The sequence below is a fragment of the Arthrobacter sp. Soil762 genome, from assembly GCF_001428335.1.
Taxonomy (GTDB): domain Bacteria; phylum Actinomycetota; class Actinomycetes; order Actinomycetales; family Micrococcaceae; genus Arthrobacter.
The window spans coordinates 57,000-77,189 of sequence record NZ_LMSG01000022.1 but is presented as its reverse complement, the minus strand read 5'-3'; the positions used below and the strand labels follow the sequence as shown (position 1 = coordinate 77,189).

The 20,190-nt window shown below is 64.4% G+C and carries 15 protein-coding genes; 14 read left to right on the top strand and 1 reads right to left on the bottom strand.

The features are described 5' to 3' along the window. Positions 1 to 55: 55 nt before the first annotated feature. Complete coding sequence (locus tag ASG77_RS19200; protein WP_156380388.1) at positions 56 to 1,072, bottom strand: LacI family DNA-binding transcriptional regulator; 1,017 nt, start codon at positions 1,070 to 1,072, stop codon at positions 56 to 58. Positions 1,073 to 1,293: 221 nt separating this feature from the next. On the opposite strand from ASG77_RS19200, the gene ASG77_RS19195 reads away from it, so the two are divergent. From ASG77_RS19195 to ASG77_RS19130, 14 genes are all read left to right on the top strand, one after another. Further along, a complete protein-coding gene (locus tag ASG77_RS19195; protein WP_056348695.1) occupies positions 1,294 to 2,154 on the top strand; it encodes a sugar phosphate isomerase/epimerase family protein in 861 nt (286 codons plus the stop codon). Beyond that, a complete protein-coding gene (locus ASG77_RS19190) occupies positions 2,151 to 3,164 on the top strand; it encodes a Gfo/Idh/MocA family protein (RefSeq protein WP_056348692.1) in 1,014 nt (337 codons plus the stop codon). The genes ASG77_RS19195 and ASG77_RS19190 overlap by 4 nt, the downstream gene beginning before the upstream one ends. Before the next feature lie 193 nt (positions 3,165 to 3,357). After that, entirely contained in the window at positions 3,358 to 4,884 is a 1,527-nt protein-coding gene (locus ASG77_RS19185; protein ID WP_056348689.1) for an ABC transporter substrate-binding protein, read from the top strand. A 15-nt stretch (positions 4,885 to 4,899) separates the two neighbouring features. Then, on the top strand, positions 4,900 to 5,841 hold the full coding sequence (locus ASG77_RS19180) for an ABC transporter permease (RefSeq protein ID WP_056348686.1): 942 nt from the start codon (positions 4,900 to 4,902) through the stop codon (positions 5,839 to 5,841). Continuing rightward, positions 5,838 to 7,727, top strand: coding sequence for a dipeptide/oligopeptide/nickel ABC transporter permease/ATP-binding protein (locus ASG77_RS19175; protein WP_082576157.1), 1,890 nt, complete (start codon positions 5,838 to 5,840; stop codon positions 7,725 to 7,727). Before ASG77_RS19180 ends, ASG77_RS19175 begins: the two co-directional genes overlap by 4 nt. Continuing rightward, entirely contained in the window at positions 7,724 to 8,629 is a 906-nt protein-coding gene (locus ASG77_RS19170) for an ATP-binding cassette domain-containing protein (protein ID WP_235564685.1), read from the top strand. The genes ASG77_RS19175 and ASG77_RS19170 overlap by 4 nt, the downstream gene beginning before the upstream one ends. A 47-nt stretch (positions 8,630 to 8,676) precedes the next feature. After that, positions 8,677 to 9,537: a sugar phosphate isomerase/epimerase family protein gene (locus tag ASG77_RS19165; protein WP_235564679.1), complete on the top strand. Its 861-nt coding sequence runs from the start codon at positions 8,677 to 8,679 to the stop codon at positions 9,535 to 9,537. Between the two features lie 54 nt (positions 9,538 to 9,591). Then, complete coding sequence (locus tag ASG77_RS19160; RefSeq protein ID WP_056348684.1) at positions 9,592 to 10,758, top strand: Gfo/Idh/MocA family protein; 1,167 nt, start codon at positions 9,592 to 9,594, stop codon at positions 10,756 to 10,758. Between the two features lie 105 nt (positions 10,759 to 10,863). Continuing rightward, positions 10,864 to 11,925, top strand: a complete 1,062-nt coding sequence (locus tag ASG77_RS19155; protein ID WP_056348680.1) for a LacI family DNA-binding transcriptional regulator — start codon at positions 10,864 to 10,866, stop codon at positions 11,923 to 11,925. Between the two features lie 81 nt (positions 11,926 to 12,006). Beyond that, positions 12,007 to 13,413, top strand: coding sequence for a glucuronate isomerase (gene uxaC / locus ASG77_RS19150; RefSeq protein WP_056348676.1), 1,407 nt, complete (start codon positions 12,007 to 12,009; stop codon positions 13,411 to 13,413). After that, on the top strand, positions 13,410 to 14,837 hold the full coding sequence (locus ASG77_RS19145) for a mannitol dehydrogenase family protein (protein WP_235564678.1): 1,428 nt from the start codon (positions 13,410 to 13,412) through the stop codon (positions 14,835 to 14,837). Before uxaC ends, ASG77_RS19145 begins: the two co-directional genes overlap by 4 nt. A gap of 302 nt (positions 14,838 to 15,139) precedes the next feature. Further along, complete coding sequence (gene uidB, locus ASG77_RS19140) at positions 15,140 to 16,567, top strand: glucuronide transporter (RefSeq protein WP_056348673.1); 1,428 nt, start codon at positions 15,140 to 15,142, stop codon at positions 16,565 to 16,567. Between the two features lie 45 nt (positions 16,568 to 16,612). Continuing rightward, on the top strand, positions 16,613 to 17,842 hold the full coding sequence (gene manD / locus ASG77_RS19135) for a D-mannonate dehydratase ManD (RefSeq protein WP_056348669.1): 1,230 nt from the start codon (positions 16,613 to 16,615) through the stop codon (positions 17,840 to 17,842). Between the two features lie 56 nt (positions 17,843 to 17,898). Next, the gene (locus tag ASG77_RS19130; protein ID WP_056348666.1) at positions 17,899 to 20,166 is read left to right on the top strand and encodes a gluconokinase, GntK/IdnK-type; all 2,268 of its coding nucleotides are present in this window, start codon (positions 17,899 to 17,901) and stop codon (positions 20,164 to 20,166) included. Positions 20,167 to 20,190 lie beyond the last annotated feature (24 nt).

Sequence of the window (20,190 nt, the reverse complement as noted above, 5' to 3'; positions counted from 1 at the left end):
CCGCGCGAACGGACACTTGAGTACTCAGCGCGAACGGACACTTGGGGCCCCGGACCTACAGCGTTCCCGGTGCCGCTCCGGTTGAGCCGCGGACCGTGAGATGCGTAGGCATCAGGGAACGGCTGCGGCTGCCACCGCCCGCCAGCGGGTTGAGCTGGGCCAGGAGCATGGACACGGCCACCCGGCCGGCCTGTTCGATCGGCGAAGCCATGGTGGTCAGCGGGGGATTGCAGAAGTCCGCGCCGAAGATGTCGTCGCAGCCCACCACGCTGATGTCCTCCGGGACCCGGATGCCGCGTTCGCGCAGCCGCTGGAGCATACCGATGGCGATGAGGTCGTTGAAGGCAATGCACGCGGTGACGCCGGAGTGCACGGCCGCATCTGCCGCGGCGGCACCTGATTGTGTCTTGGGGGCGAACGGGCCCAGCCTGCGCACCTCCACGCCGCGGTCCTCCGCGGCAGCCGACAGCGCATTCCATCGAAGAGTGCTGGATTGAGACGTGAGGGGGCCCGCCATGTAGGCGATGCGGGTGTGGCCGAGGGAAATCAGGTGGTCCAGCGCCTGGCTGGTGGCGGACGGCGTGTCAATCACGACGGCGGGAACGCCGGCTACGTCGCGGTTGATGGTCACCATGGGAATCCTGGCGGCCGCGGCCAGCAGCGCCTCGTCGCTGAGCCTGGACGCGGCGACGATGATGCCGTCAGCGCTCTTGCGCAGCTGCTCCATGGTGGAGGCCTCCACCTCGTCGGACTCTTCCGTGTCCACCAGCAGCTGGGTATAACCGGCCGCCTTGAGCTGCAGCTGGGTGCCCCGGATGAGGTCAAAATAGAACGGGTTGGTGATGTCAGGCACCAGGACGCCGACGGCGCCGGTGCGGCCGGAGCTCAGCGCCTTCGCCTGGCTGTTCGGCGTGTAGTTCAGCTCGGCCGCCGCGGCTTCGATGCGGGCGCGGGTTCGGATGTTGACCCGGTCCGGAGTGGAAAGTGCGCGGGACACGGTGGAGGCGGCCACGCCGCAGATCGCGGCGATGTCGTGGATGGTGGCAGGGCGGTCTGTTCCGGCTGCTTGCATCGCCATGGCGCGCTCCTCACTGAACGGGATGACAGGGGCTTGTGACGGTTGCCACAGCCCTGTAGCACCTAGATTGCCACAGCATGCAATCATTTGGCAATCGGTTGTCATTAACAGTTGACGTGTCTAGACTTAGGGCAACACTTTTTGTGAACTGAGTCACCCGCGCGCCGGAGCGGCACCAAGGCTGTCCCGTCGCGGGCATACCTAAGGAGATTCCCGTGACCGAAGCAACAACCGAAGCAGCCAGCACCGTCTGGACGCTCTCAGGATTCGGCGATGAAGTGGATCCGGACCCCGCCATCCAGGCTGCTGTCCTGCTGGCGCTCGGCGCGAACTACATCGAAGTACGCAGCGCCTGGGGCGTCAATGTCTCAGAAATGACGCCTGAGCAGGTAGCCGACCTCAAGGAACTCCTGGACGCCAAAGGCCTGAAGGTCTCAGCCGTGGCCAGCCCCATCGGCAAGGTGGACATCAGCCTGCCCGTGGAGCACGAGGTGGAGCGCCTCCGCCAGATCATCTCCGTAGCCGAGGGCTTGGATACCAAATACATCCGGATCTTCTCCTTCTACCGGAGTGAAACCCAGACGCCGGAGGAAATCCGCGACGACGTCATCACGCGCATGCGGGCACTGGCCGCTGAAGCCGTAAGCGCCGGCGTCGTACTCCTGCACGAGAACGAAAAGGACATCTACGGCGATACGCCGCAGCGCGTCCTGGACATCATGGAGTCCGTGGACTCTCCCGCACTGCGCGTCGCCTGGGACAACGCCAACTTCGTCCAGGTTGGCGTCCGGCCCTACACCGATGGCTACGCCATGCTCCGCCCCTACCTCGAATACCTCCAGGTCAAGGACGCCATCATGGCCACGGGTGAGGTTGTGCCTTCCGGCCATGGCGACGGCGAACTGGACGCCACCATTGCTGCCCTGAAGGCAGACGGTTACGCAGGCTTTGCCTCACTCGAACCCCACCTCGCCAGCCACCACGAACTGGGCGGCTTCTCCGGGCCAGTTGCGTTCGGCATGGCCGCGCGCGCCTTCGCGGTCCTTGCTGCCAAGAACGGAATCGAACTTTCGTGACCGGCCTCAAGGCCGCAGTTATCGGTTGCGGCGATGTGTCGGCAGTGCACTTTGAGGCCATCGCAAAGCTCGACGGCGCGCGGCTGGCCGGGGTCTGTGACTCAGATCCCGGCCGCCTTGCGGCAGCTGTGGCCGCCTACGGCGTCCCGGGTTTCCCGGATCACCTCAGCCTGATCGAGGCCATCGGCCCGGATGTTGTGCACATTACGACGCCGCACAACATGCATGCCTCCATCGCGGCGGACTGCCTTGAACGCGATGTGAATGTGATTGTGGAAAAGCCGCTGGCGCACACGCTCGAGGAGGGCCGCCGGCTCGTGGCGGCCGCCAAACTATCAACCGCCAAGATCGCCGTCTGCTTCCAGAACCGCTACAACGCCACCTCGCAGGCGATGCACGCCCTGCTTTCCTCCGGCGAACTGGGCGCGGTGTTTGGGGCTTCAGCAACGGTGCTTTGGCACCGTGACGCGGACTATTACCTCAGCCGGCCGTGGCGCGGAACCTGGGCGGGGGGCGGTGGCGGGCTCATGATGAACCAGGCCATCCATACCGTTGACCTGCTGCAGTGGCTGGTGGGTGACGTCGTTTCGTTGTCCGGCAATGCCGCAACCAGGTTCCTGGGCGAGACCATTGAGGTGGAGGACACCGCGGAGTTTGTTGCCGAACACGCCAACGGTGCGCGCAGCGCCTTTTATGCCACCCTGGCCAACGCGGTCAATGCGCCGGTCACGCTGGACATTGTCACGGAAAAAGCGACTCTCAGCCTTCGTGGGGACATGACCGTCACCTATGCGGACGGCCGCGTGGATGTGGTCCCCGAGCGTGTGGTGGAGTCCGGCGGGCGCGCCTACTGGGGCGTCTCGCATGAACTGCTGATCAGTGACTTCTATGCCCGGCTTGGTGACGAGGGCCCGTTCTGGATCAACCCCGAAGAGGCCGAGAAGTCTCTGAAAATCGTCAAGGAGATCTACCGCCAGAGCTACCAGGACGCGGTGGCGACGGTTTCCTAATCCTCTGGTGGCAACCGGTTGAATACCCTTAGGTCGTTTCATTTGCGGCCATTTTCGCTAAGATTGCAACAATATTGACAATCGGTTGCCAAAGTTGGCAATTATGCGTACTCTGAATCTCGAAGGCCGATGTGGTCCACGCCACACCGGCCGAATTCGCAACTCCCACGTTCCACAGATTCAGGAGCCAACAATGAAGTTAGGTCCCAAGGCGGCAGCAGCCGCCATTCTCGTCAGTGCAGGACTGGCGCTGACCGCCTGCGGCGGCGGCGCCGCAGGCACCGGTGCGGCAGCTGCCAAAACAGCGACGCTGACACTGGGTGCAGTTCAGGAACTCCGCTCCTGGGACCCGGCACAGGCCCACGTCGGTCACTATCTCCAGCCTTACCAGGCAGCGTACGACTCCCTGATCCTGCGGGAACCGGACGGCAAGCTCAGCCCCATGCTGGCCACCGCGTGGAAGTACAACGAGACCAACACCAAGCTCACCGTTGACCTCCGCACGGACGTGACCTTCAGCGACGGCGCAAAGTTCGACGCTGAGGCCGCCAAGGCCAACATGGACCACTTCAAGAAGGCCAACGGCCCGCAGATGGCCCAGCTGACGGCCGTCTCCGACGTCGCCGTTGTTGATGCCGACACGATCGAACTGAACCTGACCGCCCCGGATCCGTCCCTGGAGTTCTACCTCAGCCAGGCCGCCGGCCTGATGGGCAGCCCCAAAGCGCTGGGCACTGACGCCATCAAGACCGAGCCCGTAGGCAGCGGCCCGTATGTCATGGACAAGGCCGCCACAGTCAAGGACTCGCAGTCGGTGTTCACCGCACGCAAGGACTACTGGAACAAGGACCTCCAGAAGTTCGAGAAGGTCACCTTCAAGATCCTGATTGACCTGACCGCCCGCACCAACGCCCTCGTTTCGGGCCAGGTGGACGCCACGCTGCTGGACCCCAAGACCGGCAAGCAGGCCGAAGGCGCCAAGATGAACCTGGTCGCCACCGAGGTGGACTGGCAGGGTCTCCTGCTGATGGACCGCGACGGTACCAAGAACCCCGCGCTTGGGAACGTCAAGGTCCGCCAGGCGATCAACTACGCCTTTGACCGCAAGACCATCCTGGACCAGGTCCTGATGGGCCAGGGCACCCCCACGTCGCAGCCGTTCGGCAAGGCCAGCGGTGCATGGACCGAAGAGCTGGAGAACTACTACAGCTACGATCCGGCCAAGGCCAAGTCGCTCCTGAAGGAAGCCGGCTACGAGACCGGCGTCGTCCTCGACATCCCGTCGGTTCCGGGCTGGGAAACCCAGCTCGCAGTGATCAAGCAGCAGCTGGCGGACGTTGGAATCACCGTGAACATTGGTGCCGCCATCACCAACACGTTCACCAGCGATGTCGCCGCCCAGAAGTTCACCACCATGTTCTTCTCCCTCTTCCAGGGTGAGCCGTGGGTTGCCACCAACCAGATCGTCTCCACGAAGGCCCTCTACAACCCATTCAAGAACACCACTCCCGAGCTGCAGGCCAAGATCGATGCAGTCGAGACCGGCGGCAAGGACGCTGGCAAGCTGGCCCAGGAAGTCAACAAGTACGTGGTGGAGCAGGCCTGGTTCGCCCCGATGTTCCGCGTGAACCAGATGTACTACCACAACTCCAAGATCACCGTGGAACCGCAGGTCCAGCAGGCCGTTCCTTCGATCTACAACTACTCGCCCGCGAAGTAATCCGGGTTAGCCGCAATGATCACTTTCATCCTTAAACGCCTCGGCAGCGGACTCGTAGTCCTGTTCGCCGTCTCGATCCTCGTTTTTTCCCTGCTGTACGTATCGAGCGGCAGCATTGCGCGGAACATCCTGGGCGACCAGGCCACGCCGGATCAGCTGGCCGTGAAGGAAGCCGAGTTGGGGCTCGACCAGCCCATCATCACCCGCTACTTCAGCTGGCTCACGGGCGCCCTGCAGGGGGACCTGGGCACATCCTGGTTCACCTCTGAACCCGTCTCCAGCGCCCTCGCCACGCGCATTCCGGTGACCATGACCATGGTGATTGCGGCCATGGTCCTGATCTCCATCATCGCCACCCTCATCGGCGTCGCCGCGGCAGTAAAGCGCGGCTGGGTGGACCGTGTGGTCCAGATCGGTGCCATCATCGGCGATTCCGTCCCCGGCTTTGTCATCGGCATCATCCTGGTGACCATCCTTGCCATCCAGATGGGCGTGTTCCCCGCCACCAGCACCATTTCCCCCGGTGTCGGCGCGGACGCCTGGGTCCTTTCCCTGACCCTTCCGGTGATCGCCTTGCTGATCAACGGAGTGACCGGCGGTGCCCAGCAGATCCGTAGCGCCGTCATCAAGCAGCTCGAACGCGATTACGTGCGCACACTGCGCAGCCGCGGCATCGGTGAGCGCGAGGTCCTGTTCAAGCACGTCCTTCGCAGCGCCGCTCCGGCCGGCCTGACCGTGCTCAGCCTGCAGCTGATCGGAATGCTCGGCGGTGTGGTCATCATCGAGCAGATCTTTGCCCTTCCCGGCATGGGGCCGCTGGCCGTAGCCGCCACCAGCCAGAGTGACCAGCCAGTGGTCATGGGCGTTGTTATGTACACCGTCGCCGTTGTCATTGTGGTCAACCTCATCGTTGACCTGCTTAACGGCTGGCTTAACCCGAAGGTGCGTGCCTCGTGACCGAGTCCGTCGAAACCTCAGCCCTGACACCCGCACCCGGTACGCCGGCACCGGGTACCTCAGGCCAGACCGGAACTGTCGTCCGGTCAACAGTCCTCAAACGGCTGTTCAAGAATCCCATGGGCATCATCGCCATCGCCATCCTTCTGACCATGGCCGTCATGGCCATCTTCGCCGATGTCCTGGCCCCCTTCGACGAAAACTTTGCCAACATCTCCAAGACTCTTGCAGCCCCGGATGCGGTTAACATCCTGGGCACTGACAGCTCAGGCCGTGACGTCTGGAGCCGGCTGCTCTTCGGGGCACAGCTGACGCTAAGTTCTGCACTCCTGTGCGCCGCCGTCGCCATCGCGATCGGCCTGCCCGCCGGCCTCGTGGCTGGCTACTACGCCGGCAAGTTCGAAGCCGTCTCCAACTGGGTTGTCAGCATCCTCATGAGCCTCCCCGGCCTGATCGTCCTGCTGACCATCCGGGCCGCTTTCGGTCCGTCAGTGTGGATTGCCATGATCGCGTTCGGTGTGCTGATCAGCCCGTCCTACTTCCGCCTGACGCGGTCAGCGGTGCAGTCGGTCCGCAACGAGCTCTACGTTGACGCCGCGCGCGTCTCCGGGCTGTCAGACCTCAGCATCATCACCCGCCACATCTTCTCCGTGGTCCGCGCGCCCATCATCATCCAGACGGCGGCGATCGCCGGCGTGGCCATCGCCATCCAGTCCGGACTCGAGTTCCTGGGCCTGGGCGATCCGGCCAAGGCCACCTGGGGTGTGATGCTCAGCGAAGGCTTCAAGAACGTCTACCTCACCCCGACGCTGCTTTTCTGGCCTGCATTTGCCATGGCGCTGACCATCGGTGCCCTTGTCCTCCTAGGCAACGCCATCCGCGACGCCCTGGAAGACGGCGAAAAGATCAAGCACCGCAGGCAGAAAGCCCATCAAGCCGAGGATGCTGCCACAGCCAGCGCCACCAAATCAGCGCGCAAGACCATTGCCGCCGTCGAGGCCGGAACTGAACACCACCTCGTCAAGGTAACCAATCTCGGCGTCGGCTACCCCCAGGCAGACGGCACCATCAAGAAAGTGGTGGACGACGTCTCCTTCCACGTTGACCGCGGCGAAATCCTCGGCATCGTAGGCGAATCCGGTTCGGGCAAATCCCAGACCGCCTTCTCCATCCTGGGCCTGCTGCCGGACACCGCACGCATCGTCGGCGGGGCCATCCAGTTCGATGGCAACTACACCGTCGCTCCAGGCGACGAAAAGGTCAGCCAGGAACGCCTGTCCAAGCTGCGCGGCAAACGGATTTCCTACATCCCGCAGGAACCCATGAGCAACCTGGACCCGGCCTTCACTATCGGCTACCAGCTGGTCACGCCTATGGTGCGGGTCCTGGGAATCTCCAAGGCGGAAGCCACCACGCGGGCTATGAAGCTGCTCTCCGACGTCGGCATTGTCAGCCCGGACAGGACTTTCAGGGCGTACCCCCACGAGGTCTCCGGCGGCATGGCCCAGCGCGTGCTGATCGCCGGCGCCATCAGCTGCGAACCGGACCTGATCATTGCCGATGAGCCCACCACGGCTCTTGACGTCACTGTCCAGGCCGATGTCCTGGATCTCATCCGCGACCTCCAGCGCCGGCTCGGCGTCGGCGTCATCCTGGTGACCCACAACTTCGGCGTTGTCGCCGACCTCTGCGACCGCGTTGTGGTCATGCAGAACGGCCGGCTCGTGGAGGAAGGCCCCGTGCGGGAAATCCTGCGCGAACCGAAAGAACGCTATACCCAGACCCTGCTGGCATCCATGCTCGAAGGCAAGGAACCCATGTCCATGCTCGTGTCGGCCGCTGCGTCTGCAACTGCGTCACCAACTGCCAAGGAGAACGTACTGTGACCGAAACTGCAGCCTTGCGCGCCGCGGAATCAGCGCCGGCACGCCAAAAACTTCTTCGGGTGGACAACCTGGTGGTGGAGTACGCCGGCAAAGGGTTCCGGGCACGTAAATTCCGCGCCCTGACGGACATCAACATCAGCATCGGCCAGGGCGAGACCCTGGGCCTGGTGGGGGAGTCGGGCTCCGGCAAGACCACCCTCGGCCGGGCGGTGCTGGGGCTCGCGCCCGTGAGCGGTGGCAAGATCACGTTCGAGGGCAAGGACATCAGCCAGGCCACCCGCAAGGAGCGCCGTGTCCTGAGCCGCGACATGCAGGTGGTCTTCCAGGATCCGTACACGTCGCTGAACCCTGCCCTGGAGATCGGCGATATCCTTGCCGAACCGCTGGGCGTCCAGGGCATGGAACAGGCAGCAGCCAAGAAGCGCGTCAAGGAACTCCTGGACCAGGTGGGCCTGCCGTCGGACGCCATCCACCGTCTCCCGCGGGAGTTCAGCGGCGGTCAGCGCCAGCGCGTGGCCATCGCCCGTGCACTGGCACTGTCCCCGAAGCTCATCGTCTGTGATGAGCCTGTCAGCGCTCTGGACCTCTCCACCCAGGCCCGTGTCCTGGATCTGTTCCTGCAGATCCAGAAGGACACCGGGGTGTCCTACCTTTTTGTCTCCCACGACCTTGACGTCGTCCGCCACATCAGCCACCGTGTAGCCGTGATGTACCGCGGAGAAATTGTGGAGCAGGGGCCGGCCGACGTCGTCACCCGCGACCCCGAACACCCCTACACCCAGCGGCTGCTCCTCGCTTCCCCGGTGCCGGACCCGGACCGCCAGGAGAAGCGCCGTGCGGACCGGCACCGGCTGCTTGAAGAGCAGCGCATGCAGGCCGAACAGGCTGGCGTCCCCGCCTAAGGCCGGACCAGACTTTATACAACAGCGAACAAACCATGGAGGAAAAAGTGGCCAAAATTGGCGTACAGGCAATGATGCTGAAGGACAGCTTCACCGAACTCGGGGCATTCGAAACGCTCCGCAAGGTCAGCGGCATCGGCTACAACGCCGTCGAGATCTCCCAGATCCCGATGACGCCGGAAAACGTCGCCGAGCTGGACCGCTCCCGCAGCGAGCTGGGCATGGACATCGCCGCCCTGTCCGTGGCCATGGAGACCCCCAAAGGCCGGCCCGGCGACTCCCTGGCGGAGCACTTCGACAAGATCGTCGAGGACGCCAAGCGGCTGGATTCGAAACTGCTGCGGATCGGCATGCTGCCGTTCCCCGCGATGAAGTCGATTGGCGCCGTCGTTGACTTCGCCAAGCAGGCGAACGAATACGCAGAACGGCTGCAGGAGCAGGGCCTGGGCCTGTATTACCACAACCACCACATCGAATTCGCGAAGTTCGACGGCAAGTACATGCTGGACATCATCGCCGAGAACTCCCCGGCCATGGGCATGGAAATCGACGTGCACTGGGTCCAGCGCGGCGGCCTGGACCCGGTCCGCACGCTCGAAAAGTACGCCGGCCGCACGGCCATGGTCCACCTCAAGGACTACCGCATCGGCGAACTGCCCGAGTCCGCCTTCGGGATGCTGGACTCAGGGGACGTCGCCGGATTCATGGCGGAGTTCAAGAACGTCGTCCAGTTCGCCGAAGTGGGCGAAGGCAACCTCGATTTCGCCTCCATCATTCCGGCCGCGCAGGCTGCCGGCGCCCAGTACCTGCTGGTGGAGCAGGACGAACTCTATGGCCGCACGGTCTGGGAAGCGCTGCAGACCTCCTACGACAACCTGGTTGCCCTGGGCCAGACCGATCTCTTCTAAGCGGACCCACTTCTGGTTTCGACAAGCTCAACCAACAAAAAAGGACAAATAACTGTGAGCAAGAAAGTACGCCTCGGCATCATCGGCCTGGGCCAGCAGGGCGGCGCCTACGCCAAGTTCATCACGGACGGCATGGTCCCCAACATGGTGATCGGAGCCATCTGCGACACCGATCCGGCCAAGAAGGAACTGGCCACGGCCACGTACCCGGACGCACCTTTCTATAACGACTACATCGCCATGCTGGAAAGCGGCGACGTTGACGCCGTTGTGACCTGCGTGCCGCACTTCCTGCACCCCGAAATGGGCATCGAGACCCTCCAGCGCAACATCCACGCGCTGCTGGAGAAGCCGGCCGGCGTCTACACCAAGCAGGTCAAGGAACTGAACGAGTTCGCAGCCTCCAAGCCGGAACTCTCCTTCGGCATTATGTTCAACCAGCGCAACAACCCGCTGTACAAGAAGCTCAAAGAGATTGTGGAAAACGGCGAGATCGGCAAGATCCGCCGCAGCAACTGGATCATCACCAACTGGTGGCGTCCGCAGGGCTACTACAACTCCAGCGAATGGCGCGCGACGTGGGGCGGCGAAGGCGGCGGCGTCCTGGTCAACCAGGCGCCGCACCAGCTGGACCTGTGGCAGTGGATCTGCGGCGTGCCGAAGTCCGTCTATTCCAAGGTTGCCTTCGGCTTCCGCCGCGACATCGCCGTCGAAGATGAAGTGACTGCCGTGGTTGATTACGGAGACGGCGTTACCGGTGTTTTTGTCACCGCCACGCACGATCTGATCGGGACCGATCGTTTCGAAATCCTGGGGGACCAGGGCAAGATCGTCGTCGAAGGCAGCAAGACCGCCACCGTGACGCGCTTGCACAAGCCCGAGCGCGAACTCAGTGACGGCATGGGCATGGACGATGTCCGCAAGCTCTTTATGGGCGAGCTCAACCCGGAGGAGTACTACACCACCGAGGTCATTGAGTTCGAGTCCGCGTGGGGTGGGCAGCACGCCGGTGTCCTGGAGAACTTCGCCGCCAACATCCTGGACGGCACACCGCTGCTGGCTCCGGGCTCGGACGGCATTAACGGAGTCCGCCTGGCCAACGCCATCCACCTTTCCGCCTGGACCGGCAAGGAAGTTGGACTGGACTTCGACGAGAACGAGTTCCTTGCCGAGCTCAACAAGCGCATCGCCGAAGAGGGCAAGTTCGCGCAGCGCGCGTAACTCCTGGGCGAGCAGCGAAGCCGACTAGCCGCTGTGGCCGTTTTGGACCATCAAAACGGCCACAGCTGCGACCTGCTTGAGCGGTTTCATCGTTAGGATGGGGCGGTGACTGAACCCCAAACGCCGGACACCGCCCCATCAACGGGCTCGGTCAAAAAGCACGCCCGCGACGGCAAATCCAACGCCACCATCTACGACATCGCCAAGATGGCCGGCGTCAACGCGTCCACGGTTTCCCGGGCGCTCAGCAAGCCGGGCAGGGTCAGCTCCAAAACACAGAAGCTCATCGAGGATGCGGCCGCCGAGCTCAACTACCAGGTCAATCCGTTCGCACGCGCCCTTCCCACGGGCAAGACCAATACGTTCGGCCTCATCGTCGCGGACATTACGAACCCCACCTTCTTTGACATCATCCGCGGCGCCGAGACCACTGCAACCGGCCGGGATTACACCCTGGTGCTCGCCGAGTCGGCGGAGTCCTCGGCAACTGAGCTGACTGCCGCCCGGCGGCTCATGGCCACCGTGGACGGCCTTATTCTTGCCAGCCCGCGCATGGACGATGACAACATCCGCGCCCTGGCCCGGGACAAACCCGTGGTGGTCATCAACCGCGAAGTGGAGGGCGTGCCGTGCGTGGTGCCGGACGTCAACAAGGGGATCAGCGAGGCGGTCCGCAGCCTGGCCGCCAACGGCCACACGAAGGTTGCCTACGTGGCGGGGCCGCCGCAATCCTGGATGTCCGAACGCCGGTGGGAGGGTGTGCAGGCAGCCTGCGACTGGTCCCGGCTCAAGGCAGTGCGGCTCGAATCCACCAAACCAACGGTCGACGGCGGCCGGAAGACTGCGCGTGACGTCCGCGCCAGCGGCGCCACCGCGGTCCTGACATACAACGACCTGCTGGCCATCGGGCTCATGCAGGAGCTCCAGGCTGCCGGCGTGGTGGTGCCCGACCACATCAGCATCATCGGCTTTGACGACATTTTCGGCGCGGATTTCACCACGCCACCGCTCACCACCGTGCGTTCGCCGCTGGGGGAGTGCGGCGAGGCGGCCGCCAAGCGCTTGCTGGACTTTCTTCACGGAAGCGGGGCACAGACAGGCACCTTGAGCGTGGAGACTGAGCTGGTGCTGCGCGGGTCCAGCGGCAGGATCCTGCCCGCGAAGTGAGTCCTGGCAGGGCCGATTCCAACATTTGGCAAATGATGGCAACCGGTTGACAAAACCCGGTGCCAGGCAGATTATTGATCTATGTCACAGTCGATTGCGTCCAACCCAGACAGGCTCCTGCCCGCGGACCCAGGAACGCGCAGCATTGCGCGGGACCTCCTGGCGCGCGTACAGGACCTCCCCATCATCTCCCCGCATGGCCACGTTGACGCCGCCGTCATCGAGCACAACACGCCGTTCCCTGACCCTGCCGCGCTGCTCGTCAGCCCGGACCACTACGTCACGCGCCTGATCCATGCCAACGGCGCCTCCCTGGACAAGCTGCGGGCCGGCGGTCCCACCGCGCCCGGGTCACGCGAAATCTGGCGCACGTTCGTGGATGCCTGGCCGCTCTTCGAGGGCACGGCCTCCGGCTACTGGCTGCGCAATCAGTTCGACAGCGTTTTCAACCTGGGCGCAGACCTGGGCGAGATGTCCGCTGATGCCAGCTATGACGCCATAGCCGCCAAACTCGTGGAGCCGGGCTTCCGTCCCCGCCAGCTGTTCAAGGACTTCAACATCGAGGTCCTGGCCACCACGGACGATCCGCTGGATAACCTCGCCAGCCACAAGGCCATCGCGGAGGACGCCACCTTCAACGGCCGAGTCCTGCCGACGTTCCGCCCGGACGCCTACCTGAACATTGCGCACCCCACCTGGAGCGCCAACGTTGACCGCCTGATTGAAACCGCCGGAGACGGCGCCAACGGCTACGCGGGCTACATCACCGCCTTGGAAAACCGCCGCCGCTACTTCGTGGAGCACGGCGCAGTCTCGGCAGACCACGGTGTGGCCACCCCGGCAACGCTCAAGCTGGACAGCGCTGAAGCCGAGCGCATCTTCGAGCTCGCCCGCGCCGGCAAGGCCACCGCCGAGGACCGCAACACCTTCGAAGCCCACATGATGTACCAGATGGGTCGTATGTCGGTCGAGGACGGCCTGGTCATGACCATCCACCCGGGCTCGTTCCGGAACCACCACACGCCCACGTTCGAGGCCTTCGGCGCGGACACCGGCCACGACATCCCGTTCGCCACCAACTACACCGAGGCCATCCGGCCGCTGCTGCAGGACTTCGGCACGGCCAAGGACTTCCACCTGGTGCTGTTCACGCTGGACGAAACCGTGTTTTCCCGCGAGCTAGCGCCGCTGGCCGGCTTCTACCCGTCCGTCTACCTCGGCGCACCGTGGTGGTTCCTGGACGCCCCGGATGCAATGCTCCGGTTCCGCTCCGCTGTGACCGAAACGGCCGGTTTCTCCCGCTCCTCCGGTTTCATCGACGACACCAGGGCCTTCTGCTCCATCCCCGCCCGCCACGATGCGTCCCGCCGGATCGAGGCTTCCTTCCTGGCCCGCCTCGTGGCCGAACACCGTGTCAGTGAAGACCGCGCCCACGAAATCATCGTGGACACCGTCGATTCCTCCCCGCGAAGGGTTTTCAAACTGTGAGTATCGAGCAGGCCGACGCCACAGGCAAGGCTGCGGAATCCCTTCCGCAGCTGAACCGGACCGTCCACGCTTCCGCCAAGCCGCCGGTGCGGATCGTCCACCTCGGACTCGGCGCCTTCCACCGCTCGCACCAGGCCTGGTACACCAGCCAGGCCAGCGACGCCGCGGACTGGGGCATTGCCGCCTTCACCGGCCGCCGCCCGGACGCTGCCTTGGCTCTTGCCGAGCAGGACGGCCTCTTCACGCTCGTGGAGCGCGCTGACAGCGGCGACTCGTTCTCCGTCGTCGGCAGCATCGTTGAAGCGGTGGACGGTGCGGACGTGCAGCGGCTCGCAGAGCTCGTTTCGGCGCCTGCCACCGCCATGGTCACCCTCACAGTCACCGAAGCGGCGTACCGGCTCGGTGCCGACGGACAGCTGGACACTACAGCGTCCGACGTCGCCAGCGACCTTGCGCTGCTGGCTTCCGGCAGCGGAAACCCGTCGACGCCGCTGGGACGGCTTGTGTTCGCCCTCGCCGCGCGCCGGGCTGCCGGTGCTGGGCCGCTCGCCGTTGTCTGCTGCGACAACCTCGCCAACAACGGCACGGTGGCCCGCAACGCCGTGGCGGGTCTGGCGCAGGCCTGGAATGCGGAGCTCGCTGCCTGGGTCGAGGAAAACGTCAGTTTTGTCAGCACGTCCGTGGACCGCATCACGCCGCGCACCACGGAGGCTGACATCGCCGCCGTCGAGGCCGCCTGCGGCTACCGCGACAACTCGCCGGTAGTGGCTGAGCCCTTCACCAACTGGGTGCTCAGCGGCGACTTCCCGGCCGGCCGTCCGCGCTGGGAGGATGCCGGCGCGGTCTTCGTTGACCACATCGAGCCCTACGAGAACCGCAAGCTGTGGCTCCTGAACGGCGCCCATTCCCTGCTGGCCTACGCCGGCCAGCTCCGCGGACACACCACGGTGGCGCAGGCCCTCGCGGACCCGCAGTGCCTGAACGCCGTCGAAAGCTTCTGGGACGAGGCCGAAGCGAACCTCGCAGGCACCGCGGCCGGCGGCGCGGACCTGCAGATTCCGGCGTACCGCGCGGCACTGCTGGCCCGCTTTAGCAACGCACGCATTGCCCACCACCTGGCCCAGATCGCCATGGACGGCAGCACCAAGCTGCGCATGCGGGCCGTGCCCGTCCTCCAGGCGGAACGGGCCCAGGGCAGGTCCGGTGCTGCTGCGGCACTGATGATCGCTGCCTGGATTGATTTCAGCGCAGCGGCCGACACATTCCACGATCCGCTGGCAACTGAAGTGGCCGCGGCCAACCAGCTGGAAGGCACGGAGCGCGTGCGTGCTGTCCTGGCGCTGGTGGATCCTGCCGTCGCAGCGGACGACGCCGTAGTGGAGCTCGTTTCCGGCCTGCTCGGCACATTCGCGGCAGGCTCCTAAGCACCACGCCAAACTAGCGTTCTCTGCTGCATAAAGAACAGCACTGCCCGGTCCAGGCTCCTGGACCGGGCAGCGCTGTTTCGATCACGTGCAGTTTTGTGAAGCTTCAACAGAAATATCTGGCAACCGCTTGCCATTTTATTGCCAAGTGACTAGGATTACAGGCAACGAGAAACACCGTGCGGTACGCCCGCCGGATGCGGATTCTCCCCACTGCAGCATCGCCAAGGATTCACTGCTTCATAGCATTTCAATAAATTTTCGCTGGCCTACACGGCGGCAAGGGTAAAGGAGCCCAATTCATGAAACAGCTAAACAAGCTCAGCATCGTCGGCTATGGCGCCGGCGATGCAGCCAACAACCTTGCCTTCACCACCGCCACCATGTTCCTGCTGGTGTACTACACCGACGTTGCCGGCATCTCCGCAGCGGCTGCCGGAACCCTGCTGCTGGTAGTCAGGCTCTTTGACGCTTTCGCTGACGTGTTCGCCGGCCGGCTCGTAGACCGGACCTACAGCAAGCGCTTCGGCAAGTTCCGTCCGTTCATCATGTTCGGCTCCATCCCGCTGCTCCTGCTGAGCGTGGCAACGTTCTCCGTCCCGCAGTTGGGTGAATCCGGCACACTGCTGTACGCGTACGTCACGTACGCAGCCCTTGGCCTTGCCTACAGCCTCGTGAACATTCCGTACGGCTCGCTGGCCGGCGCTATGACGCAGGATCCGGGAGAGCGCGCAAAGCTGGGCTCGGCCCGCATGGTGGGTGCACTGCTGGTGGGCTCTGCCCTGGGTATTTTCGTTGCACCGCTGATCAAGCCGGGCGCCGACCTCCAGTCGACGTTCACCACCATCACCGTGGTCTTCGTAGTCATCGGAACGGCGCTGTACTTCTTCACGGCCTTGACCGCCAAGGAGCGCGTGCATCGAGCGGTCCCCAAGGTGACGTTCAAGCAGAGTGTGGAAACCCTCAAGGGCAACAAGCCCCTCATGATGCTGTGCCTCAGCTCGTTCTTCTTCCTCTCTGGCTACCTCGCCCTGACCTCCGTGCAGCTGTACTACCTGCGCGACGTCCTGGGCCGCCTGGACCTTTACCCCGTACTGTCCATCATCCAGCTGGCGCTCACCTTCTTCCTGGCCGCCTTTATGCCCAGGCTGGTCCGCAACGTCGGCAAAAAGAGCGTCTACATCTACTCCTCGCTGGTCACCGTCCTCGGCGGCGCGATCATCTTCTTCACCCCGGCCGGCCAGGTCTGGATGGGCTTCACCGGCCTCGTGATCAGCCTCGTGGGTGTCCTCGCCGTCAACATCGTGGTGTGGGCCTTGGAAGCCGACACGGTGGAGTACGGCGAATGGCGGACCGGTGTCCGCACCGAGGGAATCACCTACGCGCTGTTCTCCTTCACCCGCAAGTCTGGCCAGGCTGTGGGCGGCGCCCTGGCGGCCTACGCCCTGGCGCTGGGCGGCTACAAGTCCGGCGCGGCCCAGACCGCGGACGCCCTGTTCGGCATTCAGATTGCGGCGGGCGCGATCCCTGCCGTGCTGACTATCCTTGCCGTATTAGTAATGTCCAAGTACACCCTGACCGACACCAAGCACGCGGAGATCCTCAAGGAGATCCAGGAACGCCGGACCAAAACTGTGGGCGCCGGCGACGCCGCTGACGCCACTGCCGCTGACGCCACTGCCGCTGACGCCGGCACGCCGGTTGTCGCCGGCAAAACTGCCGGCCACTAACTTCCAGCACCACCATCTGACCAGAAGTCCCCGAAAGGATCTGCCGTGAAAATCATTGCCGCTGAAGTCTTCGTGACAAGCCCGTCACGTAACTTCGTGACCCTGCGCATCACTACGGACGACGGGGTCACCGGCATCGGTGACGCCACCCTGAACGGCCGCGAACTGGCTGTTGCCGCGTACCTCAAAGAGCACGTGGCCCAGCTGCTGATCGGCAAGGATCCGCACAAGATCGAGGACACCTGGCAGTTCCTGTACCGCAGCTCCTACTGGCGCCGCGGGCCGGTGACCATGGCGGCCATCGCCGCCGTGGACATGGCCCTGTGGGACATCAAGGGCAAGATGGCGAACATGCCGGTCTACCAGCTCCTGGGCGGCGCTTCACGCAACGGCCTGCGCGCCTATGGCCACGCGTCCGGCGCTGACCTCGAGTCGCTGTTCGACTCGGTCCGTGAGCACCTGGAACTCGGTTACAAGTCCATCCGCATCCAGACCGCTGTCCCCGGCATCAAGGCCGTCTACGGGGTGGCCGCGCAGGCCCAGGCCTCGGGCGAACGCTACGACTACGAACCCGCCGGCCGTGGCGCGTTCCCGCAGGAAGAGGACTGGGACACCCGCGCCTACCTGCGCCACCTGCCCACCGTCTTTGAAGCCGTGCGCAACGAGTTCGGCCCGGAAATCCCGCTGCTGCACGACGGCCACCACCGCATGACGCCCATCCAGGCCGCCAAGCTCGGCAAGGCCCTGGAACCGTACGATCTCTTCTGGCTCGAGGACTGCACCCCAGCCGAAAACCAGGAGGGCCTGCGCCTGGTCCGCCAGCACACCACCACCCCGCTGGCCATCGGTGAAATCTTCAACACCGTGTGGGACTACCAGACCCTGATCAAGGAACAGCTGATCGACTACGTCCGCGCTGCCTCCACCCACTTCGGCGGCATCTCCCCGCTGAAGAAGGTCATGGACTTCGCCGCCCAGTACCAGATCAAGTCCGGCTTCCACGGCCCCACGGACATTTCCCCGGTGGGCTTCGCCGCCCAGCTGCACGTGGGCCTGGCCATCCACAACTACGGCATCCAGGAATACATGCAGCACTCGGACAAGACCAACGAGGTCTTCGAGCAGTCCATGACCTTCAAGGACGGCTACCTGCACCCGGGCGACAAGCCTGGCATCGGCGTCGAATTCAACGAGGAAGCCGCGGCAGCGTACCCGTACCAGCAGGCCTACCTGCCGTACAACCGCCTGGTAGACGGAACGGTGCACGACTGGTGACCGCCGCGACATCGCCCGCCCCAGCAGGAGGAGCTACGGGTCCCCGCGTCATCGTTATGGGCGTCTCCGGCTGCGGCAAGACCACCATCGGTGACCTGGTGGCCCGCGAGCTGGGCGTCCAGTTCCTCGACGGCGATTCCCTCCACCCGGTGGAGAACGTCGCCAAGATGGCAGCTGGCACTCCGCTGACCGACGAGGACCGCTGGCCGTGGCTTGCCACGGTGGGCAATGAACTGGCAGCTGCCAAGGGCGGCTTGGTTCTGGCCTGCTCGGCTCTTCGCCGCGGTTACCGCGACGCCATCCGTGCCACGGCGCCGGATACGGTCTTCCTTCACCTGCACGGCAGCAAGGAAGTCCTGGGGTCGCGGCTGGAAGGCCGCTCCGGGCACTTCATGCCGGCAGCGCTGCTGGAATCCCAGCTGGCCACCCTCGAAGCGCTCGAAGCCGATGAGGCAGGCATTGTGGTGGACATCGCCGGTCCCGTGGACCAGGTGGTGGCCGACGCGCTCGCGGGCATAGCGGCGGCCGTGACTGCCGCCGTCGGAAGCTCCACCCATGGTGCCGCTGGCACCCCAGTGGGCCAGTTCGACGTCGACCTCCAGGCCGCGCCGTTCAACCTCGACGACGCAGCGATCACCTGGGTGAACACCACCCTGGAATCGATGACGCTTGAGGAAAAGATCGGGCAGCTGTTCATCAACCACAACAACGACTACTCCCCGGAGTACCTCGACGGTGTGCTGGAGAACTTCCACGTTGGCGGCATGCGTTACCGGCCAGGCCCGTCCGCTGCCGTGCAGGAACACATCCGGCACGCGCAGTCGAAGTCCAAGGTGCCGCTGCTGGTGGCGTCCAACCCGGAAATGGGTGGCGCCGGAAGCTGCGACGACGGCACGTTTGTGTCCACGCACCTGCAGGCAGGTTCGCACCCGGACAAGTCCATCGCACGCCGGATGGGGCAGGTTGCCGGCGTCGAAACCGCGGCCCTGGGCTGCAACTGGGCCTTCGCCCCGATCGTGGACATCCACTACAACTGGCGGAACACGGTCATCTCCACCCGGGCCTTCGGCAACACGCCGGAGATCGTGGTGGAGCGGGCCAAGGAATACTTCGACGGGATCAGTGAATCACCCACTGCCTGTGCCATGAAGCACTTCCCGGGCGACGGCATGGACGAGCGCGACCAGCACGTGGTCACGTCCTACAACACCCTCGGCTACGACGAGTGGAACAGGACGTATGGCCACGTGTACCGCGAAATGATTGGGCACGGCGTGCAGTCCATCATGATCGGGCACATCGGCGCGCCGGAGCTTTCCCGGCACTTCCGCCCGGGCCTGGCGGACAAGGACATCCTGCCCGCCACCCTGGCCCCGGAGCTGCTCCGGGACCTGCTGCGCGGCGAGCTCGGCTTCAACGGGCTCATCCTCACGGACGCCTCGCAGATGATCGGGCTCACCCAGGCCATGAAGCGCAAGGACCTGGTTCCTGCGACCATTGCCGCCGGCTGCGACATGTTCCTGTTCTTCCGCAACGCCGACGAAGACTTCCAGTACATGCTGGACGGCTACAAGTCCGGCGTCATCACGGAGCAGCGCCTGCATGACGCCCTGCGCCGCATCCTGGCCCTCAAGGCCTCGCTGGGGCTGCACCTCAAGGACCGCAACGAACTGGTTCCGCCCGTGGACGCACTCGCTGTGATCGGCAGCGACGCCCACCGGGCCATCGCCGCCGAGATCGCGGACAAGACCGTCACCCTGGTCAAGGACACCGCGCACAACCTGCCCATCCGGCCGGAAACGCACAAACGGATCCGCCTGTACGGTATCTCCGGCGGCTCGGACTTCACCCGGGCGGACCCGCTGGCCTACCTGGACACGGTAAAGGAGGAGCTGGAGAAAGCCGGCTTCGAGGTGCACCTGTTCAAGACTGCCGATCAGCGCGAAGCAGCAGGGGAGACCGGCGTGAACTTTATGTCGATCATCTCCGAGGAAGCCACCGGCGACTACGCGGACAAGTATGACGCGGCGTTTGTCTTCGCCAACGTCAAGGGCTTCGCCCAGGAAGCGGCCATCCGGATCAAGTGGTCCACCCCGATGGCCGCGGAAATCCCGTGGTACGTCACCGAGGTCCCCACCGTGTTCGTCTCGCTGAACCAGCCCAACCACCTTATTGACGTTCCGATGGTCAAGACCGCCATCCACGCCCATGCGGGAACTGTTGAGGCCATCCGGGCCACGATCGAGAAGATCATGGGCAAGTCCGAGTTCCAGGGGACGTTCAACGAGAATGTCTTTTGCGATTCCTTCGACACCCGGCTGTAGGGACATCGCTGCGGTTTTAGACTG